At 68.2% G+C, this 17,758-nt stretch carries 20 protein-coding genes; 11 read left to right on the top strand and 9 right to left on the bottom strand.

The annotated features are described in order from the left end of the window. Positions 1-510, top strand: coding sequence for a GNAT family N-acetyltransferase (locus EDF50_RS02045; protein ID WP_123517747.1), 510 nt, complete (start codon positions 1-3; stop codon positions 508-510). Here EDF50_RS02045 and EDF50_RS02040 read toward each other — a convergent pair. Beyond that, positions 456-1,424, bottom strand: a complete 969-nt coding sequence (locus EDF50_RS02040) for a heme A synthase (protein ID WP_233570266.1) — start codon at positions 1,422-1,424, stop codon at positions 456-458. The two genes, EDF50_RS02045 and EDF50_RS02040, sit on opposite strands and share 55 nt — an antisense overlap. A gap of 299 nt (positions 1,425-1,723) precedes the next feature. Here EDF50_RS02040 and sufB point away from each other — a divergent pair, with 299 nt between their 5' ends. From sufB to EDF50_RS02015, 5 genes are read left to right on the top strand one after another with little or no spacing between them, the layout of a single operon-like run. Further along, the gene (sufB, locus tag EDF50_RS02035; protein ID WP_123518387.1) at positions 1,724-3,142 is read left to right on the top strand and encodes a Fe-S cluster assembly protein SufB; all 1,419 of its coding nucleotides are present in this window, start codon (positions 1,724-1,726) and stop codon (positions 3,140-3,142) included. Beyond that, positions 3,143-4,369: a Fe-S cluster assembly protein SufD gene (gene sufD / locus EDF50_RS02030; protein WP_123517746.1), complete on the top strand. Its 1,227-nt coding sequence runs from the start codon at positions 3,143-3,145 to the stop codon at positions 4,367-4,369. Then, positions 4,366-4,701 (top strand): non-heme iron oxygenase ferredoxin subunit, encoded by a 336-nt coding sequence (locus EDF50_RS02025; RefSeq protein WP_370453963.1) that lies wholly within the window; start codon positions 4,366-4,368, stop codon positions 4,699-4,701. Before sufD ends, EDF50_RS02025 begins: the two co-directional genes overlap by 4 nt. Positions 4,702-4,714: 13 nt before the next feature. Then, entirely contained in the window at positions 4,715-5,500 is a 786-nt protein-coding gene (gene sufC / locus EDF50_RS02020; protein WP_123517742.1) for a Fe-S cluster assembly ATPase SufC, read from the top strand. A gap of 2 nt (positions 5,501-5,502) precedes the next feature. Next, positions 5,503-5,835, top strand: coding sequence for a metal-sulfur cluster assembly factor (locus EDF50_RS02015; RefSeq protein WP_043594998.1), 333 nt, complete (start codon positions 5,503-5,505; stop codon positions 5,833-5,835). Positions 5,836-5,931: 96 nt separating this feature from the next. Here EDF50_RS02015 and EDF50_RS02010 read toward each other — a convergent pair whose 3' ends face one another. Beyond that, positions 5,932-6,537 carry a biotin transporter BioY gene (locus EDF50_RS02010; RefSeq protein WP_123517740.1) on the bottom strand — a complete coding sequence of 202 codons (606 nt, stop codon included), beginning with the start codon at positions 6,535-6,537 and terminating at the stop codon, positions 5,932-5,934. 148 nt (positions 6,538-6,685) lie between these two features. Here EDF50_RS02010 and EDF50_RS02005 point away from each other — a divergent pair, with 148 nt between their 5' ends. After that, on the top strand, positions 6,686-8,284 hold the full coding sequence (locus EDF50_RS02005) for an ABC-F family ATP-binding cassette domain-containing protein (RefSeq protein ID WP_123517738.1): 1,599 nt from the start codon (positions 6,686-6,688) through the stop codon (positions 8,282-8,284). 30 nt (positions 8,285-8,314) lie between these two features. Here EDF50_RS02005 and EDF50_RS02000 read toward each other — a convergent pair whose 3' ends face one another. The 3 genes from EDF50_RS02000 to EDF50_RS16880 all read right to left on the bottom strand — a co-directional run bounded on the left by EDF50_RS02000 (position 8,315) and on the right by EDF50_RS16880 (position 9,773). Next, positions 8,315-9,166, bottom strand: coding sequence for an SURF1 family protein (locus tag EDF50_RS02000; protein WP_123517736.1), 852 nt, complete (start codon positions 9,164-9,166; stop codon positions 8,315-8,317). Beyond that, positions 9,163-9,330, bottom strand: a complete 168-nt coding sequence (locus tag EDF50_RS01995; protein ID WP_370453952.1) for a hypothetical protein — start codon at positions 9,328-9,330, stop codon at positions 9,163-9,165. Before EDF50_RS01995 ends, EDF50_RS02000 begins: the two co-directional genes overlap by 4 nt. 68 nt (positions 9,331-9,398) lie before the next feature. Beyond that, positions 9,399-9,773: a DUF3099 domain-containing protein gene (locus EDF50_RS16880; RefSeq protein WP_233570265.1), complete on the bottom strand. Its 375-nt coding sequence runs from the start codon at positions 9,771-9,773 to the stop codon at positions 9,399-9,401. Positions 9,774-9,978: 205 nt separating this feature from the next. Here EDF50_RS16880 and fabG point away from each other — a divergent pair, with 205 nt between their 5' ends. After that, on the top strand, positions 9,979-10,689 hold the full coding sequence (gene fabG / locus EDF50_RS01985) for a 3-oxoacyl-ACP reductase FabG (protein ID WP_123517731.1): 711 nt from the start codon (positions 9,979-9,981) through the stop codon (positions 10,687-10,689). 79 nt (positions 10,690-10,768) lie between these two features. On the opposite strand, the gene serB is transcribed toward fabG, so the two are convergent. Further along, positions 10,769-11,407 (bottom strand): phosphoserine phosphatase SerB, encoded by a 639-nt coding sequence (gene serB, locus EDF50_RS01980; RefSeq protein ID WP_123517730.1) that lies wholly within the window; start codon positions 11,405-11,407, stop codon positions 10,769-10,771. Between the two features lie 53 nt (positions 11,408-11,460). Then, positions 11,461-12,702 (bottom strand): glucose-1-phosphate adenylyltransferase, encoded by a 1,242-nt coding sequence (locus EDF50_RS01975; protein ID WP_123517728.1) that lies wholly within the window; start codon positions 12,700-12,702, stop codon positions 11,461-11,463. Between the two features lie 47 nt (positions 12,703-12,749). Between EDF50_RS01975 and glgA the strand changes: the two genes are divergently transcribed. The 3 genes from glgA to EDF50_RS01960 all read left to right on the top strand — a co-directional run bounded on the left by glgA (position 12,750) and on the right by EDF50_RS01960 (position 15,097). Next, a complete protein-coding gene (gene glgA / locus EDF50_RS01970; protein WP_123518386.1) occupies positions 12,750-13,934 on the top strand; it encodes a glycogen synthase in 1,185 nt (394 codons plus the stop codon). Between the two features lie 10 nt (positions 13,935-13,944). Continuing rightward, entirely contained in the window at positions 13,945-14,730 is a 786-nt protein-coding gene (locus tag EDF50_RS01965; protein ID WP_123517726.1) for an ABC transporter ATP-binding protein, read from the top strand. Positions 14,731-14,848: 118 nt separating this feature from the next. After that, positions 14,849-15,097, top strand: a complete 249-nt coding sequence (locus EDF50_RS01960; protein ID WP_043594989.1) for a type B 50S ribosomal protein L31 — start codon at positions 14,849-14,851, stop codon at positions 15,095-15,097. Positions 15,098-15,230: 133 nt separating this feature from the next. Here EDF50_RS01960 and EDF50_RS01955 read toward each other — a convergent pair whose 3' ends face one another. Together EDF50_RS01955 and treS are read right to left on the bottom strand one after the other, a co-directional pair. After that, positions 15,231-15,953, bottom strand: coding sequence for a 3'-5' exonuclease (locus EDF50_RS01955; RefSeq protein WP_199738603.1), 723 nt, complete (start codon positions 15,951-15,953; stop codon positions 15,231-15,233). Between the two features lie 54 nt (positions 15,954-16,007). Further along, on the bottom strand, positions 16,008-17,747 hold the full coding sequence (treS, locus tag EDF50_RS01950; protein WP_123517723.1) for a maltose alpha-D-glucosyltransferase: 1,740 nt from the start codon (positions 17,745-17,747) through the stop codon (positions 16,008-16,010). Between the last annotated feature and the right edge of the window lie 11 nt (positions 17,748-17,758).

Here is a 17,758-nt window from a genome sequence, read left to right as displayed (position 1 = left end):
GTGGTCCCTCGTACGTGGACCGTCCGTCCGGCCTGCCCGGACAACCTCGGTCCGCTGACCGAACTCAAGCTCGCGGTCCTCAGACCGGAGTTCGAGCGTCTCGGCATCTGGAACCCACCGCGGCACCGAGCACGGTTCGAGCGCGAGTTCGTCGCCACCGAGACGCGCGTCGTCGAAGACGACCGGCGCCTCCTCGGGTGCATCGCCCTGCACCCCGGAGACGACACGACGTGGCTGCGCCACTTCTACCTGGTCGAGGAGGCGCGAGGTCACGGCATCGGGACGACCCTCCTCGCCGAGGCGATCGCCTCGGTCGCCGCGGGGTCGATCACCCTCGACGTGCTCACGGGCAGCCGGGCGGTGTCCCTCTACGAACGGACGGGATTCGTCGTCGTCGACCAGGACGACGTCGACACCGTCATGCGACGCGGTCGGAGTGCCCCTCGCCGGGGAAGTCAGGCGCGGACGGCAGCCGCCTCGACGATCGGCTCGACCTCGTCCGGCGCCTGATCGTTGCGGAGCGACAGCACGACCGCGGTCGTGGCCGCCACGAGCAGGGCCGCCAGCACCATGTGGCTGCCGACGAGCAGGGGCGGCAGACCCGTGCGTGCCTGCGTGATCCCCACCGCGATCTGGACGAGCTCGATTCCGAGGAGAGTCAGGGGGAACCGGCGGGGGAGGCCGGCCCGGAAGGTCCACACGACGACGGCGAGGGTGAGGGCGAGGGTGGCATAGGCGGGCCAGCTGTGGACGTGGTCCATGATCGCCGGGTCCAGACCGTTGCGGGGCGTGGCCGCGTCGCCGGCGTGCGGGCCGGAGCCGGTCGTCAGGACGCCGACGACCACCGTGACGGCCACCACGGCCGACGCGACGTGCACGAGCCGCGCGTAGCCCCGTGGCGTCGCGGCATGGTGCCCTCGGGGCCCGCGGTACACCCGCCAGAGCAACGTCGTGGTCAGGGCGACGAGGACGATCGAGACGACGAAGTGGGCCCCGACGATATAGGGGTTCAGGCCGGTGAGGACGGTGATCCCCCCGAGCACGGCCTGGAAGGGAATGCTGAGCCCCTGGACCAGGGTGAGCCAGAAGAAGTCACGCCGGACCTTGCGCATCCGCAACACGAAGAGGAACGCCAGGATGACCACGAGGGTGAGCACGAAGGTCAGCAGACGGTTGCCGAACTCGATGACACCGTGGATGCCCATCTCGGGCGTGCTGACGAACGAGTCGGCGGTGCAGCGCGGCCAGGTGGGGCAGCCGAGGCCGGACCCGGTGAGCCTCACGGCGCCCCCTGTGCCGATCAGGAGCACCTGACAGACGAACGACGCCCAGGCGATGAACCGGACCCGGCGGTCGACGGTCGTGGGCAGCCACGACCAGGCTCGGGTCAGGACTCCGGTGGTGCCCACCTGTGCGTTGCTCACGACTTGCTGCCTTTCGTCACTTTCGGCGGTCGGCCCTGTAGAATCAACGGGTTCAGGAACACGACCCGGCAGGGTGTCGACGGAGACATCCGAAGGCCGTGAGATCCGCAGAAGCGGTGCACGGCCCTCAGCATCAGTCTAAGCAACGTCACCTGGCGACTCGATCACGTCGAGCGTCGTCCGACGCGGCGACGACAGCCGGTGTGTTCGACTCGCAAGGCGAGCAACCGGGCCGCTCCATCACCCGGGGAATGCCGTTCGGCCGACCCGTGTTCGGTCCGGCAGAGAAAGAGGTAGTCATGTCAGACGTGTTGATCGATCGACCCGAGCTCGCGAGCCTGGGGCAGTACGAGTTCGGCTGGTCCGACTCCGACACCGCGGGCGCCTCCGCGCGCCGAGGGGTGTCACCCGAGGTCGTCACCGACATCTCGAACCTGAAGAGCGAACCCGAGTGGATGCTCAAGAACAGGCTGAAGGGCCTGACGCTGTTCGAGCGCAAGCCCATGCCGACGTGGGGTGCCGACCTCTCGGGCATCGACTTCGACAACATCAAGTATTTCGTAAGGTCGACCGAGAAGCAGGCGACCACCTGGGACGAGCTGCCGGACGACATCAAGAACACCTACGAGAAGCTCGGCATCCCCGAGGCCGAACGCAACCGCCTCGTGGCGGGTGTCGCTGCTCAGTACGAGTCCGAGGTGGTCTATCACCAGATCCGCGAGGACCTCGAGCAGCAGGGTGTCATCTTCATGGACACCGACACCGCGCTGCGCGAGCACCCCGAGATCTTCCAGGAGTACTTCGGCACCGTCATCCCCGCCGGCGACAACAAGTTCGCCGCCTTGAACACGGCCGTCTGGTCGGGCGGCTCGTTCGTCTACGTGCCCAAGGGCGTCCACGTCGAGATCCCGCTGCAGGCGTACTTCCGCATCAACACCGAGAACATGGGCCAGTTCGAGCGGACGCTGATCATCGCCGACGAGGGCAGCTACGTGCACTACATCGAGGGCTGCACGGCCCCGATCTACAAGTCCGACTCGCTGCACTCGGCCGTGGTCGAGATCATCGTGAAGAAGAACGCCCGCGTGCGGTACACCACGATCCAGAACTGGTCGAACAACGTCTACAACCTGGTCACCAAGCGTGCGATCGCCCACGAGGGCGCGACCATGGAGTGGATCGACGGCAACATCGGCTCGAAGGTCACGATGAAGTACCCGTCCATCTACCTGGTCGGCGAGCACGCCAAGGGCGAGACCCTGTCCGTCGCCTTCGCGGGCCCCGGTCAACACCAGGACGCCGGCGCGAAGATGATCCACATGGCTCCGTACACCACGTCGTCGATCGTCTCCAAGTCGATCGCGCGAGGCGGTGGCCGAGCCGGTTACCGCGGCGAGGTGCGTGTCGACGAGGCCGCCCACCACGCGGCCAACACGGTCCGCTGCGACGCCCTGCTCGTCGACACGATCTCCCGCTCCGACACCTATCCCGCGATCGACATCCGCGTCGACGACGTCCAGCTGGGTCACGAAGCCACCGTGTCGCGAGTCAGCGAAGAGCAGCTCTTCTACCTCATGTCACGCGGCATGGCCGAGGACGAGGCGATGGCCATGATCGTTCGTGGCTTCATCGAGCCCATCGCCCGCGAGCTCCCGATGGAGTACGCGCTCGAACTCAACAAGCTCATCGAGATGAGCATGGAAGGATCAGTCGGCTAGATGTCCGCCGCAGCACCCACCACCACATCAGAGTCCACCCCTTCGCCGGGCGTCCAACACGGCGCCGGTGCCCACAGCGACGGCGGCTGGGGCCTCGTGCCCGTACAGACCCGTTCCGGGCGGTTCACCTCGATCGATCCCTCCGCCTTCCCCGACGTCACCGGTCGCGAGGTGGACTGGAAGCTGAGCCCCGTGTCGCGCCTCCGTCCGTTGATCGACGGTGACCTCGATGGTTCGCCCTATGCGTACCTCGCCCGGGAGACGCCGGGAGCGGCCGTCGAATGGGTCGACCGCACCGACTCGCGGGTCGGCACGGCGGGGACCCCCGAGGACAAGGCGGCCGCCAACGCCTGGTCGAGCGTCGAGAAGGTGCTCACCGTCACCCTCGACGGTGACGAGCCGTCGTCGATCACCATCGGGCGCTCGGGTCTCGATCGCGAGCCGCGTGCGGCCCACACCGTGATCCATGCCAAGGCCAACAGCCAGGCCATGGTCGTCCTCCGCAACACCGGTTCGGCGCACCTCGTCGAAAACGTCGAGATCGTCGTCGACGAGGGGGCGCACCTCACCGTCGTGACCCTGCAGGAGTGGGACGACGACGCCGTCCACCTCGCGAGCCACCATGCCCGCATCGGTCGCGACGCGCAGCTCAAGCACTTCGTGGTGAGCCTCGGTGGTTCGGTCGTCCGGGTCAACCCCTCGGCCCACCTGGCCGAGCAGGGTGCCGACGCCGAACTCTACGGCGTGTACTTCGCCGATGCCGGCCAGCACCTCGAACAACAGGTCTACGTCAACCACGACGCCCCCAAGACGCGCAGCCGCGTCAACTACAAGGGTGCGCTGCAAGGGGCGGGAGCACGCACGGTCTGGATCGGTGACGTGCTCATCGGGCGCTCCGCCCCGGGCACGGACAGCTACGAGCAGAACCGCAACCTCGTCTTGAGCGAGGGCACGCGCGCCGACTCGATCCCGAACCTCGAGATCGAGACCGGCGACATCGAGGGCGCGGGTCACGCGAGCGCGACCGGCCGCTTCGACGACGAGCACCTTTTCTACCTCCAGTCACGAGGCATCTCCGAGCACGAGGCGCGGCGACTGGTGGTGCTGGGCTTCCTCGTCGAGGTCATCCAGAAGATCGGTGACTCCGACCTCCAGGCTCGTCTGGTGGACGCCATCGAACTCGAGCTGGCCGCGGGCGAGGCGACGACCGACGAGACGGTCGCCTGATGGCGACGAAGGTCTGCGGCGTCGACGACGTCAGCCCCTCCCAGGCCCACCGTGTGGTCGTCGACGGTGTCGCGATCGCCGTCGTGAAAGACAGTGCGGGCACGATCCACGCGATCGGTGACACCTGCACCCACGGTGACATCTCGCTCTCCGAGGGTTTCGTCGAGGACGACACCCTCGAGTGCTGGGCTCACGGCTCCAAATTCGAGCTCACCACCGGCAAGCCGCTCACGCTGCCCGCCTACGAACCCGTACCGGTCTTCTCGGTCTCCGTCATCGACGGCGAGGTGTACGTCGACACCGCGTCGACCTCCACCGGCGCCGCACAGTAAAGGAACAGAACGTATGTCCACTCTCGAGATCCGCGACCTCAAGGTCAGCATCGACACCGACGCCGGCCCCAAGCCCATCCTCAAAGGCGTCGACCTCACCATCAACGAGGGCGAGATCCACGCCGTCATGGGCCCCAACGGCTCGGGCAAGTCCACCCTCGCCTACACGATCGCCGGTCACCCCCGCTACAACGTCGACGGGGGCTCCATCCTGCTCGACGGTCGTGAGGTGCTCGAGATGAGCGTCGACGAGCGCGCCAAGGCCGGGCTCTTCCTCGCCATGCAGTACCCCGTCGAGATCCCTGGGGTCACGGTCTCGAACTTCCTCCGCACCGCCAAGACCGCCCTCGACGGGGAAGCACCCGCCATCCGCGGATGGATCAAAGACCTGCGCGAGTCGATGACCGCTCTCAAGATGGACTCGGCCTTCGCCGAGCGCAACGTCAACGAGGGCTTCTCGGGTGGCGAGAAGAAGCGCCACGAGATCATGCAGCTCGAGTTGCTCAAGCCGAAGTTCGCCGTCCTCGACGAGACCGACTCCGGTCTCGACGTCGACGCGCTCAAGATCGTCTCCGAAGGCGTCAACCGCGCCAAGGCCAACACGGGTCTCGGTCTGCTGCTCATCACCCACTACACGCGCATCCTCCGCTACATCAAGCCTGACTTCGTGCACGTGTTCGTCGACGGCCACGTCGCCGACGAGGGTGGGCCGGAGCTGGCCGACCGTCTCGAGAACGAGGGTTACGACCGGTACGTGACGGCAGCTGCCGCCGAGGCCGCCGCCACCACGGCGGTCTGATCGTGGCCGTCGCACTCAGCCCCGAGAAATTCGACCAGACCATCGAGGCCCTGAAAGAGGTGGTCGACCCCGAGCTGGGCGTCAACATCGTCGACCTCGGGCTCATCTACGACCTGGCTATGGACGAAGAGCACGAGAACGCGCTCATCATCAGCATGACCCTCACGAGCGCGGGTTGCCCCTTGACCGACGTCATCGAGGGCGACACCGCCAACGCCCTCGACGGTGTCGTCGACGCGTTCCGCATCAACTGGGTGTGGATGCCGCCGTGGGGCCCCGACCGCATCACGGACGACGGACGCGACATGATGCGCGCCATCGGGTTCTCCATCTGAGCCCCGCCCGTCGGCACGACGACGAAGCCCCGCCCCTCCGAGAGGGGCGGGGCTTCGTCGTGTGTCGTCGACGATCACGCCGGGGAGCAGGAGGCGCTAGTCACCGATGCGCTTCAGCGCACGCCAGGCGAGGGGCAGGGCCGCCGCGGCGATCAGCCACTTGGCGATGCCGCCGACGACGAACGGGTAGAGACCCGCGGCGAGGACGCTCGGCAGGTCGTTCGGCAGACCCAGCGAACCGAGCACGACCGCCAGATAGGGAAGCCCCACGGCGAAGGGGATGAGGCTCGCCAGGAAGAAGGCGGCCGCCGAGCGCCACCATTTCTTGTCCCAGTCCCGCTCGGACAGCCAGCCGATGACGGCCGCCGCGACGACGAATCCGATCACGAAGCCGAAGCTCGGCTTGAGGACGCTGAGAGGGCCACCCGAGAACTCGGCGAAGATCGGCAAGCCGGCGACGCCCAGCACCAGGTACGTCGCCAAGGAGAGCGCACCGCGACGGGCGCCGAGGGAGGCGCCAACGAGCATCACGCCGAGCGTCTGCCCCGTGACGGGCACGGGCCAGAGCGGCACCTGCACCTGCGCGAGGGCCGAGACCACGGCCACACCCCCGAGCACGAGAGCCACGTCGGTGGCGGCGCCCCGCGCCACCAGACGGTCGGCGAGGACCGGCCGTGAGGTCGATGCGGCAGTGTTCGTCATGGAGACTCCTAGAATGGGTAGGTTGATCGGCCGAGCGGCTGGTCGGCAGCGCAGTGCTGCGACCCTCTCCACACGACGTCCCCATCCTATGGGCGGCCCCCTTCCGGGCCCCGTTGTGGACTCCTCACCAATCGATTGGACATCTGCTGTGCTCTCCGTGCACGATCTCGAGATCCGCGTCGGCGCGCGCCTCCTCATGGCCGACGTCTCGTTCCGGGTCGACCGGGGCGACAAGATCGGCCTCGTCGGCCGCAACGGCGCCGGCAAGACGACGATGACCAAGACACTGGCCGGCGAGACCCTGCCGACGGGCGGCAAGATCGAGCGCTCCGGTGAGATCGGCTACCTGCCGCAGGATCCGCGTAGCGGAAACCCCGAAGACCTGGCCCGGACGCGCATCCTCGACGCCCGTGGTCTCGGCCAGCTGCTGCTCGGCATCCAGGAGGCCACCCTCGCCATGGGCGACCCCGACCCCGACGTCGCCGCTCGTGCCATGAAGCGTTACGGCGATCTCGACGACCAGTTCAACGCCCTCGGCGGGTACGCGGCCGAGGCCGAGGCCGCCTCCATCGCGAGCAACCTCAGCCTGCCCGACCGCATCCTCGACCAACCCCTGTCCACCCTCTCGGGCGGGCAGCGGCGGCGCATCGAGCTGGCCCGCATCCTGTTCTCGGCAGCCGACACGATGATCCTGGACGAGCCGACGAACCACCTCGACGCCGACTCGGTCGTCTGGCTGCGCGAGTACCTCAAGACGTACCAGGGCGGGGTCATCGTCATCAGCCACGACATCGAACTGGTCGAGGAAGTCGTCAACCGCGTCTTCTACCTCGATGCCAACCGGCAGTCCATCGACGTCTACAACATGGGCTGGCGCAACTACCAGAGGCAACGGGCCGCTGACGAGGAGCGCCGCAAGAAGGAACGCTCGAACGCGGAGAAGCAGGCCTCGGCCCTGCAGAAGCAGGCCGCCCGCTTCGGCGCCAAGGCCTCGAAGGCCGCCGCGGCGCACCAGATGGTGGCGCGAGCCGAGAAGTTGCTCTCGGGCCTCGACGAGGTGCGCGCGGTCGACCGTGTCGCGAAACTGCGGTTCCCGACGCCGGTCGCATGCGGCAAGACGCCGCTGATGGCCTCGAACCTCTCCAAGAGCTACGGCTCGCTCGAGATCTTCACCGCGGTGGACCTCGCCATCGACCGCGGCTCGAAGGTCGTTATTTTGGGCCTGAACGGCGCGGGCAAGACGACCTTGCTGCGCATCCTCGCGGGGGTCGACGCCCCCGACACGGGACAGCTCGAGCCGGGTCACGGCCTCCGGGTCGGCTACTACGCGCAGGAGCACGAGACGATCGACGTCAAGCGCAGCGTGCTCGAGAACATGGTGTCGTCCTCGCCGAACATCACCGAGATGGAGGCTCGTCGAGTCCTGGGCTCGTTCCTCTTCACCGGCGACGACTCGGCCAAACCGGCCGGCGTGCTGTCGGGTGGCGAGAAGACCCGACTGGCCCTGGCCATGATCGTCGTCTCCGGGGCGAACGTCCTGCTGCTCGACGAACCCACCAACAACCTCGACCCCGCGAGCCGCCTCGAGATCCTCGACGCCCTCAGCAACTACGAGGGCGCCGTCGTCCTCGTGAGCCACGACGAAGGAGCCGTCGAGGCACTGAACCCCGAGCGCGTGCTGATCATGCCCGAGGGCACCGAGGACCACTGGACGCCGGACTACTCCGAATTGATCAACCTGGCCTAGACGCGAGCGGCGCGCCGGCCCAGGTGCCCGTCAGCGGCGGGCGCCGTCGAGGATCTCGTCCTCGACGTCGTTGTCGTGCCGTGGTCGGGCCTCACGTCGACGCTGCCGTTCGGCCTCACGCTCGACGAGTTCGTCGTCGTCGGCGTTCTGGTTGCGGTACTCCTGTCGGAAGACGTAGAACAGGAAGCCGAAGGCTCCGACCGCGAACATCAGCCATTGGACGAAGTACGACAGGTTCAAGCCGGTATCGATCTCGGGCTTCGAGGACGGCACGGGTGCCGTAGCCGGCGCGGGGCTCTCGCTGACGACGAGGCCGTATGCGTTCGAGTAGATGGGCTGCCCCACCCTGGACTCGACCTCGCTGAGTTGGATGGTCGCGATCTGGTTGGTGCCGGGCACACCCGTACGGTCACCCAGGGCCGGTTCACCGGGTTTGAGTCGCGCGACGACCGTCACGTCGCCCGATGGAGGCGCGGGCACGACGTCGGGGGAGTCCTGGGCGTTGCCGGTCGGCACCCAGCCGCGGTCGACGACGAAGACGTCGCCCTGCGTCGTACGGAACGGCACGAGCACCTCGAAGCCGGGCTGGCCGTTGAGCGGGCGGTTGCGCACGAGCAACTCGTCGTCGGCGAGGTAACGCCCGGTCATCTCGACCGGCTGCCACTCTTGGGCGGACTCGTAGGACGACAGCTCCGGCAACGCCTGCTGCAGGGCAATCGGGTCGGCGTCGTAGGTCTGCTCGAGCTGGTGCACGACCGCGAGCTTCTCGTCGTGACGGGACCACTGCCAATGCGCGAGGAAGACGCAGATGATCGCGAAGACCACGGCGACGGCGAGGTAACCCAGCCACCGGCGCGAGAGGGCGAAGCGGATGTTCGTCACCGCACCTCCGTTCCGACCTGTTCGACGACCTCTGACACCCCCGTCACGACGACCGGGAAGTCACGTGCCTCGAGGAACTCGCGCAGGAAGTCCACGTGCTCGTCACACGCGGACCACACCTTCACCCGCTCGATGCCGTGGATCTTGGGGTTGCGCCAGTGCACATTATGCCGTGCCTCGGCTCGACACGAGGCACGAGAGCACTGCACGCCGACGGGATCGAGGCCGAGCATCAGGCGCTCCGACGATCGTGATCCGCCTCGCCGGGCGCGCCGTCGGATGATGCCGCCGGCCCCGAGGGTCCGGCGTCGCCGTCGACCACCGTCGGTCGGAACGGCGCCTGTGGCTCGCGGTACAACTCGATGCCGCCAGGGCTCTCGACCGCGTCGCCCGACTCGTGGCCGACGTTGGCGAACACCACGGCGATGTACGGGATGACGACCGCACCGATGACGGGCAGCAGCGTCCACCACCCCAGGGGGAAGACGAAGCAGAGGGCGATGCAGACCAGCCTGATGCCCATCGCCACCAGGTACTTGACCATGCGGGAGTGACGGTCGTCGGTGGGGGAGGGCGGGAGTGACGTGATCGTGTTCGAGGCCTTCACGGGGCACACCTCGGTGTCGGGAGGAGGGCGGACGCACCACGGACGGGTGCCGGATCGATCTCGGGGACGAGACGTCCGGGGGACCGTCTCGATCCTAAGACCGGTGTCCGACAGTAGGCTGGTCGGCGGCCTGCCGATCACAGGTTCGCCGATCCGCCGCCGCACCGAGCGGCGAGCGTCGAGATCGCTCACGAGGAGACCACCCATGACCACGCCCCGCACCGTTCTCGTCACCGGCGGCAACCGCGGCATCGGCTTCGCCATCGCCGAGGAGTTCGTCGCCCAGGGACACCGCGTCGCCGTCACGGCCCGCACCGGCCAGGGCCCCGAGGGCACGCTGACCGTCGTCGCCGACGTCACCGACGCCGCGTCGATCGACGCGGCTTTCACGACGATCGAAGCGCAGCTCGGGCCGGTCGAGGTCGTCGTCGCGAACGCCGGCATCACCAAGGACGGCCTGCTCATGCGCATGACGGAGGACGACTTCACCTCGGTCGTCGACACGAACCTCGGCGGCGCGTTCCGCGTCGTCAAGCGGGCCTCGAAAGGCATGCTCAAGGCTCGATTCGGCCGCATCGTCCTCGTCTCGAGCGTCGTCGGCCTCTACGGCGGCCCGGGCCAGGCGAACTACGCCGCCTCGAAGGCCGGCCTCGTCGGCTTCGCCCGGTCGCTCACCCGCGAGCTCGGGGCACGCGGCATCACCGCCAACGTGGTGGCCCCCGGCTTCGTCGAGACCGACATGACGGCCGTCCTGCCCGAGGCGCAGCAGGCCGAGTACAAGAAGAGCATCCCCGCCGGCCGGTACGGCACCGCGGCCGAGATCGCCAAGGCGATCGCTTGGCTCGCGGGCGACGACGCCGCTTACATCTCGGGTGCCGTGATCCCCGTCGACGGCGGTCTCGGCATGGGCCACTAGTCCTCGGCACCGCCCTCGGGCCCGACCACTGCAGGAGGCGCGGGTCGGCACCCGACGCAGGCCCGCCCGCCGAGGTGGCTCAGCCCCGCAGACCGAGCAGGGGCAGGAGCTGTGAGAGGTCGTTCGTCCCGACGACGACGTCCGCTCGCTCGCGGACCCGAGGCTTGGCGTTGAACGCCACCGACAAGGCGGCCGCGGCCATCATCTCGAGGTCGTTCGCCCCGTCGCCCACGGCGACCGTGTGCGCGACCGCGACCCGCGCCTCCTCGGCCCATTCTCGGAGCGCGACGGCCTTCGCATGCGCGTCGATCACGGGGCCGGAGACCCGCCCGGTCAGCCGGCCGTCGCGCAGTTCGAGGCGGTTCGCCCGGCGGAAGTCCAGGCCCAGGTCGTCGGCCAGCGGGTCCAGGGTCTCGTGGAACCCCCCTGACACGACGCCGACGAGGCCGCCCGCGGCATGGATGCCATCGACGAGCTCTCGGACGCCACGGGTCGGCGTGAGGCGCGAGCGCACGTCGGCGAACACCGACTGGGGCAACCCCTCGAGGGTCGCGACGCGCGCGGCGAGACTCGCGGCGAAATCGAGCTCGCCCGCCATGGCTCGGGAGGTGACGTCCTCGACCTGATCGCGCGAACCGGCGGCGTCGGCCAAGAGCTCGATCACCTCGTCCTCGATCAGGGTGGAGTCGACGTCGAGGACGATGAGGAAGCGCGGCACGCCGACAGCCTAGGGCCGTCGGCGCGCCGCGCCGGTCGTGTGTCTCGAGACGTCTACTGGTCGACCCGGACGCCCTTGCCGACCACCGTGATGCCCGAGGGGGTGACGGTGAAGCCGCGGGCCCGATCCGCCTCGGGATCGACGCCGACGGAGGCGCCGGCCGCGATGACGACGTCCTTGTCGAGGATCGCCCGATTGACGACGGCGTTCGGTCCGACGTGAGCCCGCTCGAACACGACCGAGTCGACCACGCGCGATCCACTGTCGAGGGTGCACCAGGGACCCAGGACGCTGCGTTCGACGTGCGCGCCCGAGAGCAACGATCCCAGAGAGACGATCGAGTCGATCGTCGTCCCGAGGTTGCCGTGCCCGTCCCGGACGAACTTCGCCGGGGGAGAGTTGAGCTGCTGGCTGAAGATCGGCCAGTCGGTGTTGTAGAGGTTGAAGATCGGCAGGGCCGAGATCAGGTCGCGGTGCGCGTCGTAGAACGAGTCGATGGTGCCGACGTCACGCCAGTAGTAGCGGTCGCGCTCGGTCGAGCCGGGCACCTCGTTGCGGTTCAGGTCGTAGACGGCGGCGTCGCCGCGGGAGACGAAGTCGGGGACGATGTCGCCACCCATGTCGTGCTTCGAGTCGGGCTTCTCACCGTCACGCAGCACGGCGTCGATGAGGACGTCCGCGTCGAACACGTAGTTGCCCATCGAGGCGAGGATCTCGTCGGGGGAGTCCGGCAGGCCCGTGGCGTCTGTCGGCTTCTCGAGGAACCGGCCGATCCGCGTCGGGTCGTCGGAGTCGACCTCGATGACGCCGAACTGGTCGGCGAGGGAGATGGGCTGACGGATCGCCGCGACGGTGACACCGGCGCCGGACGCGATGTGCGCCTCGATCATCTGCGAGAAATCCATGCGGTAGACGTGGTCGGCACCCACCACGACGACGATGTCGGGCTTCTCGTCACGCAACAGGTTGAGGCTCTGCAGGATCGCGTCGGCGCTGCCGGCGAACCAGCGCTTGCCGAGGCGCTGCTGAGCCGGGACGGACGCGACGTAGGCGCCGAGCAGACCCTCGATGCTCCAGGTCTGGGACACGTGGCGGTCGAGGCTGTGCGACTTGTACTGGGTGAGGACGACGATCTGTCGCAGACCCGAGTTGATCAGGTTGGACAGGGCGAAGTCGACGAGACGGTAGTTGCCACCGAACGGGACTGCGGGCTTAGCGCGATCGGCGGTCAGCGGCATCAGGCGTTTGCCCTCGCCGCCAGCCAGGACGATGCCGAAGATCTTCTTTGATGCCATGGGGCCAGAATGGCACGATTCACGGTCGCACGACTACGGTGAACCACGTGCGAGTCGATGTCATCAGCAAGGAATACCCGCCCAACGTCTACGGGGGCGCCGGTGTCCACGTCGTCGAGCTCGTCAAGGCCCTGCGTCGGGGCGTCGAGGTGCAGGTGCGGGCCTTCGGCGACGTCGACCCCGAACCCGACACGACGGGCTACCCCGACCTGCCCCAGCTCGACCAGGCGAACGCGACCCTGCGCACCCTCGGAGTCGACGTCACCATGGCTCAGGACGTCGCCGGAGCCGACGTCGTCCACAGCCACACCTGGTATGCGAACGCGGCCGGCCAGCTGGCCCAGATGCTGCACGGCGTCCCTCACGTCCTGACGGCCCACAGCCTGGAGCCCCTCCGCCCCTGGAAGGCCGAGCAGCTCGGCGGCGGCTACCGCGTCTCGAGCTGGATCGAGCGTCAGGCCTACGAGACCGCCGACCGCGTCATCGCCGTGAGCGACGGCATGCGGCGCGACATCCTCCGCTCGTACCCGACGATCGACGAGTCCAAGGTCGAGGTCGTCTACAACGGCATCGACCTCGAGGGCTGGCGGCGCGTCGACGACGCCGAGACGGTCCGGGGCCTGGGCATCGACCCCGACCGCCCCTCCGTCGTCTTCGTCGGCCGCATCACTCGCCAGAAGGGACTGCCGTACCTGCTGCGCGCGGCGAAGCTGCTGCCCGCCGACGTGCAGCTCGTACTCTGCGCCGGTGCCCCTGACACCCCCGAGATCATGGCCGAGGTCACCGGTCTCGTTCGCGAGCTGCAAGAAGAACGCACCGGGGTCGTCTGGATCGACACCGTACTACCCCGCCACCAGCTCAGCGCGGTGCTGAGCCAGGCCACGACCTTCGTCTGCCCGTCGGTCTACGAACCCCTCGGCATCGTGAACCTCGAGGCGATGGCTTGCGGCGTGCCCGTCGTGGGGTCGGACACGGGCGGCATCCCCGAGGTCGTCGCCGACGGTCTCACCGGTCGCATCGTGCCCCTCGAGCAGGTGCAGGACGGCACCGGCACCCCGGTCGACCCCGACCGCTTCGTCGCCGACCTGGCGGCGACGCTCATCGAGGTCGTCTCCGACCCGGCGCTCGCCCGCCTGATGGGCCGGGCCGGTCGCATGCGGGCGGAAGAAGAGTTCTCGTGGGCACGGATCGCCGAGCAGACGCTGCGGGTCTACCAGAGCCTGCTCAACTAGGCTGGGTCGCATGCCTACCGTCCTGCAGCTCACCGATGTCTCGATCGTCCGAGGCGGCACAGCCGTCGTCGACAAGCTGACCTGGACGGTCGACTCCGATGAGCGCTGGGTCGTGCTCGGCCCCAACGGCGCCGGCAAGACGAGCCTGCTGCAGGTGGCCGCGGCGCAGAGCCACCCGTCCTCGGGCGAGGCCAGCATCCTGGGCTCCGACCTCGGTTCGGTCGACCTCTTCGACCTGCGACCCCGCATCGGCTTCGCGTCGACGGCCATCGCCCGACGCATCCCCGCCAAGGAGAAAGTCGTCGACGTCGTCCTGACGGCCGCCTACTCGGTCACGGGCCGCTGGAACGAAGAGTACGAGGGCGTCGACGTGCGTCGGGCTCACCGTGTGCTCGACGAATGGAAGCTCGACCATTTGTCCGACCGAACCTTCGGCGAGCTGAGCGACGGCGAGCAGAAGCGCGTCCAGATCGCCCGCTCGGTCATGACCGACCCCGAGCTGTTGCTGCTCGACGAGCCGGCCGCCAGCCTCGACCTCGGCGCCCGCGAAGAACTGCTGCAGATGCTGTCGGGCTACGCCTCGTCCGAGGGTGCTCCGGCCATCGTCATGGTGACCCACCACGTCGAAGAGATCCCCCGGGGGTTCACGCACGCCCTGCTGCTCGACCACGGGTCCGTCGTCGCGGCAGGCCCTCTGGACGAGGTCATCACGGCCGAGACCCTCGGCGCCACCTTCGGGGTCGATCTGTGGGTCGAGTCCGACGGCGGCCGGTACTCGGCTCGCGCAGCAGGCTGACCCGCGCCTCCTACGATCCGGGCCGTCGGTCTGGTATCGTTGACAGCTGGCCCGCAGCGATGCTGCGCGTGCCTCCTGAACTCACCATCATCACTCGTTCGCTAGACCTAGGACAATCATGAAGACCGACATCCACCCCGAGTACAAGCAGATCGTCTTCCGGGACCTCGCATCGGGCGCCACGTTCCTCACGCGCTCCACGACGACCAGCGACAAGACCATCGAGCTCGACGGTGAGACCTACCCGGTCATCGACGTCGAGATCTCGTCCGAGTCGCACCCGTTCTACACGGGCAAGCAGCGCATCCTCGACTCGGCCGGACGCGTCGAGAAGTTCAACTCGCGCTACAAGAACTTCGGCAAGTAGGCAGCAGCCACTCGCCACGCTCAGGCGGTCCACTTCGGTGGGCCGCCTTCGTCGTGTTCCCGGACGACCCGAATCCGTCGGGACTCGACCGGGCGTTCCCGGAGAACCCAGGAGGCGCGGAGCGCGAACCCGCCTAGGCGAACGGCAGCGGGCGGTGCGGCCAGTCGCCGTGCGCCGTGAACGTCGGGTCTTTCGCACGGCGCATGTACTGCTGGAAGCTCTCGGCCTGGGTCGAACACCAGCCGACCTGCAGGTCGTGCAGCTCGGTCACGGGCACGTCGAGTCGATCGGGGTAGCGCTTCGCCATCGCCTGGGCCACCCGGCCCGCAGCGATCGCGTCGGCCCCGGCGTCGTGCGCGTCGTCGAGTGACACGCCGTAGACGGCCGCGGCGGCCTCGAGGGTGCGCTTGCCCTTGCGGTAGGTGTCGACGGCCTTGTCGATGACGAGGGGGTCGACGACGCAGCCGATCTCGCCCACCTCGCCCAGCGGCTCGACGCCGTGGCGCCGCGCCTCACGGTCGAGCAGGGTGAGGTCGTAGGGCGCGTTGTAGACGACCAGCGGGACGCCTCGGGCGAAGACGGCCCGGATCGCGGCGACGATCTCGGCCACGACCTCGGCGGCCGGACGCCCCTCGGCGCGAGCCCGCTCGGTCGAGATACCGTGCACGGCGCTTGCCTGCTCGGGGATCTCGACACCCGGGTCGGCCAACCACTCGCCGTGGGCGACGGTGGCCCCGGTGGCGTCGATCAGACCGACGTGTGCGGTGACGATGCGAGCCGTCTCGACATCGATGCCCGTCGTCTCGAGGTCGAAGACGCCGAGGGCCTGCCACCAGGCGACCGGCGGTTCGCCCACGGCCCCGAGGTCGGAAGCGGCGTCGGTCGTCTCGGTGTCAGTCACGCTGCGAGTTTATGAGGCCCCACCGACAGCGGGCGCCGCCGCCGTGGGCACGTCGCCGACGTGCAGCCAGAAGAACGCCTGCGTCCCGAGGGTCAATGTGACCTTGCCCTCGTCGTCGAACGAGGGGAACTGCGCTCCGCCGAACAGGTCGAAGAGCGTGCGCCCGGCGAACTGCGGGGCCACGACGTCGACGGACGTCGGGTTGTGACCGAACGAGAAGACGCAGAGGATGTCCTCTGCCGAGTCGCCGAACTGCGTGCCGGCTCCTTCGTACGAGCGGACGAACGACAGCACCGACTCTTGATTGGTCTCGAGCACCTCGAGGGTGCCGAGGCCGAACGTCGGGTGCGCCTTGCGGACGTGGATGACGTTCCGCACCCAGTGGAGCAACGACCGCGACTGCGCCAATTGGCTCTCGACGTTCACCAGGTTGTAGTTGTAGACCAGCGACTGGACGACCGGGAGGAACAGCTTGCCCGGGTCTGCGGTCGAGAACCCGGCGTTGCGGTCCGGCGTCCACTGCATGGGTGTGCGTGACGAGTCGCGGTCGGGCAACCAGATGTTGTCGCCCATGCCGATCTCGTCGCCGTAGTACAGGAACGGGCTGCCCGGAAGGGAGAAGAGCAGGGCGTGCACCAGTTCGAGCTCGGCCCGCGAGTTGTCGAGCAGGGGAGCGAGGCGGCGCCGGATGCCGATGTTGGACCGCATGCGCGGGTCGTAGGCGTACCAGCCGTACATCGCCTGGCGGTACTCCTCGCTGACCATCTCGAGGGTGAGCTCGTCGTGGTTGCGCAGGAAGACGGCCCATGCGGCACCCGGCGGGACCTCGGTCGTCTCGGAGAGGATGCGCTTCAACTCGTCGGCGCTCTGGGCGCGCAGCGAGTAGAAGATGCGGGGCATGACGGGGAAGTCGAAGGCCATGTGGCACTCGGGCTCGTCCTCGGTGCCGAAGAACGCCGCCGTCTCGGCGGGCCACTGGTTCGCCTCGGCGATGAGGACCCGCCCGGGGAACTCCTCGTCGACCATCGCGCGCAGACGCTTGATGAAGTCGTGCGTCGCCGGTTCGCCCTCGCCGTTGCCCTCTTCGGTCTCGAACAGGTAGGGGATCGCGTCGAGTCGCAGACCGTCGACGCCCATCGCCAGCCAATGGCGGACGACGTCGAAGACGGCCTCTTGCACCGCAGGGTTCTCGAAGTTGAGGTCGGGCTGGTGCGAGAAGAAGCGGTGGAAGAAGAACTGGCGGCGCACCGGGTCGAAGGTCCAGTTGGACTCTTCGGTGTCGACGAAGATGACGCGGATGTTCGAGTACTCGTCGTCGGTGTCGCGCCAGACGTAGAAATCGCCGTAGGGCCCCTCGGGGTCCTCGCGGCTCTGCTGGAACCATTCGTGCTGATCGCTCGTGTGGTTCAGCACCATGTCGATCACGATGCGCATGTTGCGCTCGTGCGACTTGGTCACCAGGTCGCGGAACTCGTCGAGCGTGCCGAACTCGGGCAGGATCGACTTGTAGTCCTGGATGTCGTAACCACCGTCGCGCAGCGGCGACTGGAAGAACGGCGGCAGCCACAGGGCGTCGACGCCGAGCCACTGCAGGTAGTCGAGGCGGGTGAGCAGACCCTGCAGGTCACCCGCACCGTCGCCGTTGCTGTCGACGAACGACCGCACCATCACCTCGTAGAACACCGCACGGCGGTGCCAGTTGGGGTCGAGGGTCAGTCCGGGCTGCTGGATCGGGGCAGTGAAGCTCACGCGCCCACCCT

The organism is Frigoribacterium sp. PhB24, assembly GCF_003755185.1.
Taxonomy (GTDB): domain Bacteria; phylum Actinomycetota; class Actinomycetes; order Actinomycetales; family Microbacteriaceae; genus Frigoribacterium.
This window is presented reverse-complemented; position numbering and strand designations above follow the sequence as displayed.